The organism is Streptomyces sp. NPDC037410 (genome assembly GCF_055602235.1).
Genome location: NZ_JBVJWR010000008.1, coordinates 130,627 through 136,626, shown reverse-complemented (window position 1 = coordinate 136,626; position 6,000 = coordinate 130,627). Strand labels below are relative to the sequence as shown.

Annotated in this window: 5 protein-coding genes; 2 read left to right on the top strand and 3 right to left on the bottom strand. The window is 72.4% G+C overall.

Annotated features, from left to right (window positions below; translation table 11 throughout):
• Positions 1-101 precede the first annotated feature (101 nt).
• Complete coding sequence (locus ACZ7HT_RS15580; protein ID WP_471165235.1) at positions 102-1,634, bottom strand: MFS transporter; 1,533 nt, start codon at positions 1,632-1,634, stop codon at positions 102-104.
• Positions 1,635-1,696: 62 nt separating this feature from the next.
• Here ACZ7HT_RS15580 and ACZ7HT_RS15575 point away from each other — a divergent pair, with 62 nt between their 5' ends.
• A complete protein-coding gene (locus ACZ7HT_RS15575) occupies positions 1,697-2,656 on the top strand; it encodes a helix-turn-helix transcriptional regulator (RefSeq protein WP_471165232.1) in 960 nt (319 codons plus the stop codon).
• Between the two features lie 145 nt (positions 2,657-2,801).
• Here ACZ7HT_RS15575 and ACZ7HT_RS15570 read toward each other — a convergent pair whose 3' ends face one another.
• Positions 2,802-3,803: a sigma-70 family RNA polymerase sigma factor gene (locus ACZ7HT_RS15570; protein WP_471165229.1), complete on the bottom strand. Its 1,002-nt coding sequence runs from the start codon at positions 3,801-3,803 to the stop codon at positions 2,802-2,804.
• 371 nt (positions 3,804-4,174) lie between these two features.
• Here ACZ7HT_RS15570 and ACZ7HT_RS15565 point away from each other — a divergent pair, with 371 nt between their 5' ends.
• On the top strand, positions 4,175-5,182 hold the full coding sequence (locus ACZ7HT_RS15565; protein ID WP_471165226.1) for a questin oxidase family protein: 1,008 nt from the start codon (positions 4,175-4,177) through the stop codon (positions 5,180-5,182).
• A gap of 4 nt (positions 5,183-5,186) precedes the next feature.
• Here the strand turns inward: ACZ7HT_RS15565 and ACZ7HT_RS15560 are convergent, their stop codons facing one another.
• A complete protein-coding gene (locus ACZ7HT_RS15560; protein ID WP_471165224.1) occupies positions 5,187-5,975 on the bottom strand; it encodes a dioxygenase family protein in 789 nt (262 codons plus the stop codon).
• Between the last annotated feature and the right edge of the window lie 25 nt (positions 5,976-6,000).

Sequence of the window (6,000 nt, the reverse complement as noted above, 5' to 3'; positions counted from 1 at the left end):
TGCCCCACAGAGTGCGCCGCGACGGGCCCCGCCCCCCCCCCCCGCCCCCCACCCCCCCCCCCCCCCCCCCCCCCCCCCCCCCCCCCCCCGCTACCACCGGCTCAGTGTGCGAGCGCCGGCTCCTTGTCGACGTCGACCGTCACGGCCTCGGCGCCCTCGTCGCCGCCCTCCAGGTGCTGCTTCGGCTTCGCCGGCAGCGCGAACATCACCAGGAAGATCAGGGCGAGCACGCCCGCCGCCCAGCCCAGCGAGTTCTGGAAGGCGTTCGTGAACGCCGTCCCCACCTCGGCCGGGGCCTTCGCGAGCTTCTCGTCGTCGATCGTCCCGAAGAAGACCACCGACACCAGGCCGAGGCCGAGCGCGTTGCCCATCTGGCCGGTCGTGTTGATCAGGCCCGAGGCCGAACCGGCGTGCTCCTTCGGCACCTCCGAGAGCACCGCGTCCGTCAGCGGAGCCACGATCAGGCCCATGCCGAGACCCATGACCACCAGCGGCGGAATCATCTGCCAGGAGTGGATCCCGGTCTCGTACCGGCCCGCCACGAAGAAGTAGAGCAGGATGCCCGCGATCATCGTCAGTGCGCCCGCCTGGAGCACCTTCCGGCCGAAGCGCGGCACCAGCTTCTGCACGGACATGCCGGCCGCCACCGACACCGAGATCGAGAACGGCACCCCGGTCAGACCCGCCTTCAGCGGGCTCCAGCCGAGCCCGATCTGCATGTACAGCGTCCAGACCAGGAAGAAGATCCCGAGCACGACACCGAAGGTCAGCTGCACCGCGATACCGGCCGCGAAGCTCTTCACCCTGAACAGCGACAGCTCGATCAGCGGCGAACCGTCCTTCTTCGTCTTGTACTTCTCGTACGCCACGAGCGCGCCGAAGACGAGCAGGCTGCCGGCCATCATCAGGTGGCCCCACAGCGGCCAGTCCAGCTCACGGCCGCGCGTCAGCGGGTAGACCAGCATCAGCAGCGCGGCCGTCACCAGGAGCACGCCGACCATGTCGAGCTTGAGGGCCTTCGGCGCCTTCGACTCGGTGATGAACTTCCGGCCCAGGATCAGCGCGGCGATGCCGACCGGCAGGTTGATCAGGAAGATCGGGCGCCACTCCAGGTCCGCGATGTTCCACTGGGTGAGCAGCGCGCCGAGCAGCGGGCCCGAGACCGCGCCGAGGCCGATGATCGCGCCGAACATTCCGAAGACCTTGCCGCGCTCGTGCGCCGGGAAGGTGACGTGGATGATCGACAGGACCTGCGGCACCATCATCGCGGCCGCCGCGCCCTGGAGCAGGCGGGAGCCGACCAGCATCTCCTGGTTGGCCGCGAAGCCGCAGAGCGCCGAGGCGAGGGTGAAGCCGGCGGTGCCGAAGAGGAAGAGGCGCTTGCGGCCGTAGATGTCCCCGAGCCGCCCGCCGGTGATCAGGCCGGCGGCGAACGCGAGCGCGTACCCGGCGGTGATCCACTGGATCGCCCCGAACGAGGCGCCGAGGTCCTTCTCGATGCTGGGGATCGCGATGTTGACGATCGTGGCGTCGACCAGGTCCATGAAGGCGGCGGTCATGACGATGGCGAGGGCGATCCAGCGCCGCTTGTCGCCCGCCGTGGCCGCTTCGGTGGCGGCGTCGTGTGAACTCATACGAAGAAGATAGAAGTCATATAGGTCAGGTCGTGTCCTAGATGGGCCGCATCCTTGAAGACATGACGGACACCCCGGCACGACTCCTGAATCTGCTCTCGCTCCTCCAGACCCCGCGCGAGTGGCCCGGAAGCGAGCTCGCCGAACGGCTCTCGGTCTCCCCGCGCACCATCCGCCGTGACATCGACCGGCTCCGCGACCTCGGCTATCCCGTCGAGGCGACGATGGGCGCCGTCGGCGGCTACCGCCTCGTCGCCGGTACGGCCATTCCGCCGCTGCTCCTCGACGACGAGGAGGCCGTCGCGATCGCCGTCGGCCTGCGGGCGGGGGCCGGGCACGCCATCGAGGGCGTCGAGGAGGCGTCCGTGCGGGCCCTGGCGAAGCTGGAGCAGGTGCTGCCGTCGCGGCTCCGGCACCGGGTCTCGGTCCTCCAGAACGCGACGATCCCGCTGACCCGGGGCGACGGCGCCACCGTCACCCCCGCGACCCTGACCACGCTCGCGGGCACGGTCACGGCGCACGAGCGGCTGCGGTTCGGCTACCGGGCGGGGGACGGGACGGAGACGAAACGGCTCGTGGAGCCGTACCGGCTGGTGTCGACGGGGCGGCGCTGGTACCTCGTCGCGTACGACCTGGGGCGGGAGGACTGGCGGACGTTCCGGGTGGACCGGGTGAGCGAGCCGTTCGCGACGGGCGCGCGGTTCGCTCCGCGGGAGCTGCCGTCGGGTGACGCGGCGACGTACATGGCCCGCTCGATGGCGCGGGCCCATGGCGAGGTCGACCTCGACGTGTCCTTCGCGGCGCCGGCGGAATTCGTGGTGGCCCGCCTCCCGTCCCACCTGGTCCCGGTCGCGGAGGGCCCGGACCGCTGCCGGCTCCGCGCCCGCGTCGCGGACTCCGTGGAATGGCTGGCCCTCCGCCTGGCCCTGATAGACGTCGACTTCACGGTCCACGGCCCGGAGCCTTTGATCACGTACATGCGGGACCTGTCGGCACGACTGGCGAACGCGACGGACGCCTGACGCCGCCCGTTGTGGGCGGCGCTTCTGCGCCCCCGTTGTGGGCAATCGTTCCGCCGGGCGCGGGGCCCACACGGGGGGGCGCAGGCCCAGGCGGGGGCGCCACCCGCCCAGCTGGTGCTCGCCCGTCCCCGGTTCGCCGGCCGCTCTAGGCCACCGCGTCGAACCCCGTGTCGTGCGCCATCTTCTTCAGTTCGAGCAGCGCGTGCTTCTCGATCTGGCGGATCCGCTCGCGCGTCAGCCCGTGCTCCTTGCCGACCTCCGTCAGCGTCCGCTCGCGCCCGTCCTCGATCCCGTACCGCATGCGGATGATCGACGCCGTGCGGTGGTCGAGCTGGCCGATGAGGTCGTCGAGCTCCTCGCTGCGCAGCAGCGTGAGGACGGACTGCTCCGGGGAGACCGCCGAGGTGTCCTCGAGCAGGTCGCCGAACTGGGTCTCGCCCTCGTCGTCGACCGACATGTTGAGGGAGACCGGGTCCCGCGCCCAGTCGAGGACGTCGATGACGCGCTCGGGCTTCGAGCCCAGCTCCTCCGCGATCTCGGCGGGCTCGGGCTCCCGCCCGTGCTCCCGGTTGAACTCGCGCTGCACCCGCCGGATCCGGCCCAGCTCCTCGACGAGGTGGACGGGGAGCCGGATGGTCCGGGACTGGTCGGCGATGGACCGGGTGATGGCCTGGCGGATCCACCACGTCGCGTACGTGGAGAACTTGAAGCCCTTCGCGTAGTCGAACTTCTCGACCGCGCGCACCAGGCCCGCGTTCCCCTCCTGGATCAGGTCGAGCAGCGGCAGCCCGCTGCGCGGGTAGCGCCGGGCGACGGCCACCACGAGCCGCAGGTTGGACTTGATGAAGAGGTCCTTGGCCCGCTCGCCCTCGGCGACCAGCGCTTCGAGCTCCTCGCGGGTCGCCCCGGCGGCTTCACTCTCTGCGCTCCCGTCGAGTATCTGCTGGGCGTAGACACCCGCCTCGATCGTCTGGGAGAGCTCGACCTCCTTGGCGGCGTCGAGCAGGGGCGTGCGCGCGATCTCGTCGAGGTACATGCCGACCAGGTCGCGGTCGGCGATCTCCCCGCCCACGGCGCGAACGCTGCTTGCCCGTGCGGCCCCGCTCTGGGCGGAGGTCTGACGACGGGCGACGGCACGGGTTGCCATGCGTGCTCCCTTGCTGAGTAGGTCGCGACACCCTTGCGGGTGCCCTGCATCCGACGGAAACAACGACTGGAATCAGGACAGAATTCCCACCCGGCACATGGATTTTGGCGATCATGCAGTATCCTGCGCGGCCGCCACCCCCGCGGACACGCCGCGGATACCCACGGAGGTGCAGGTCAGACCGGCACGGAGGGTGCAGCGGCGCCCTTCGCGAAGCCCACGACCACACTGTCGGTGAGACCGCGATCACATGCGGCGCCACCCCTTCAGACGCCCCGGCGTGATCAACGGTTGCCCCGCCACCCCTCCGCCCTGCGGCCTAGGTCCCCAGCCCGTTCCCCCGCCCCGCTCCCCCGGCCTAGCGTCGCCCCATGACCGACACCACCGGCACCCTCGACGAGGCCCTCGAACGGCTCCACACCACGGGGCCCGAGCGCGACGGCCGGCTCACCAACCACGCCCCCATGGCCGTCGAGGCCCTGGTCCGGCACGGCCAGGCCCCCGCCGTGCACCGCTGGCTCGACCACTACGCGCCCAAGCTGGAGGAGGCGCCCGCCCCGCTCACCCCGGTCACCGCCGCCGACTGGCGGGAGGCGCTCGGCGACCCGGCCCGGATCACCGACTGGACCCGTTTCTTCTCCCGCGAGCTGGCGGACCGCCCCTGGCGGGAGGTCCTCGCCGAGTGGTGGCCCCGGCTGCTGCCCGGCATCGCGGGCGGGGCGACGCATCCGGTGATCCGTACCGGTCATGCCGTACGGACCCTCCTGAGCGCGGCGGAGACGGCGCCGCGCCGCGCCGAGCTGGCGCACGCCCTCGGGTACTGGGCGGCCCGCCACCAGCCGCTCCCGCCGCTCGCCCCGCTGGCCCCGGCGCCGTCCGCGGCGGCCGCGCTGGACGCCGTACCGCCGGTTCCGGAGCAGGACGGCGGGATCCGGACACGGCTCGCGCAGCTGACGGGGTTCCCGGTCTGGGGTGAGGCGCCGGATCCCGACGCGGCGAAGGCGCTGCTCACCGAGCTGGTGACGGCGGCGACGCACCGGTACGCGACGCACGGCCACGGACAGCCGATCATGCTGGTGCACGCGGCGACCGCGCCGAACGCGGTCCTGCGGGCCCTGCCCGCGCTCCCGCGCAGGCTGTGGGTGCCGAGCGTGGCGGCGGCCTGGGCCGCGGCGGCCGCGGTGACGGCGGCCTACACACCGCGCGAGGCCGCCCCGTACGAGATCACGGACCTCACCGCCGAGGAGGTCTTCGAGCGGGCCGCCGCCCACGGCGACGACCACACGATCAAGTTCACGGACACGGCGCTCGACGTGGCCGACCCGCTCGCGCTCGCCGCCGCGGTCCGCTCGATCGCCCTCAATCCGCCCCTCCCGTAGGGGATCAGCCGAACTGGACGGAACGCTTCGCGAGTCCCATCCAGAAGCCGTCGATCACCGACTTCTCCGCGCCGAGGTCGCCGGCCGCGTCCGCCGCGCCCATGGCGACGAAGAGCGGGGCGAAGTGCTCCGTGCGGGGGTGGGCGAGGCGGCCGGCGGGCGACTTGTGCTCGAAGTCCAGGAGGGCGTCGACGTCGTGCGCGGCGAGCGCCTCGTGCCCCCAGGCGTCGAACTCGGCGGACCAGCCGGGGACGCCGGGGCCGGTGTGGCGGAGGGCGGCGAGGTTGTGGGTGAAGAAGCCGCTGCCGACGATCAGGACGCCCTCGTCGCGCAGCGGGGCGAGCTTGCGGCCGATGTCCATGAGCCGGCGCGGGTCGAGGGTGGGCATGGAGATCTGGAGGACGGGGATGCCGGCGTCGGGGAACATCTCGACGAGCGGTACGTACGCGCCGTGGTCGAGGCCCCGGTCGGGGATGTCCTGCACGGGCGTGCCGGGCCCGTGGAGCAGCTTGCGGACGGCCTCGGCGAGCTGCGGGGCGCCGGGGGCGGCGTACCGGACGCGGTAGTAGTGCTCGGGGAAGCCCCAGAAGTCGTAGACGAGGGGGACGGTCTCGGTGGCGCCGAGCGCGAGCGGGGCCTCCTCCCAGTGGGCGGAGACCATGAGGATCGCCTTGGGCCGCGGCAGGCCGGCGGACCAGGCGGCGAGCTGGCCGGGCCAGACGGGGTCGTCGGCGAGCGGCGGGGCGCCGTGGGACAGGTAGAGCGCGGGCATCCGTTCCTGCGTGGCGTCCATGACCACTCCGTTCTTGAAACTTCAA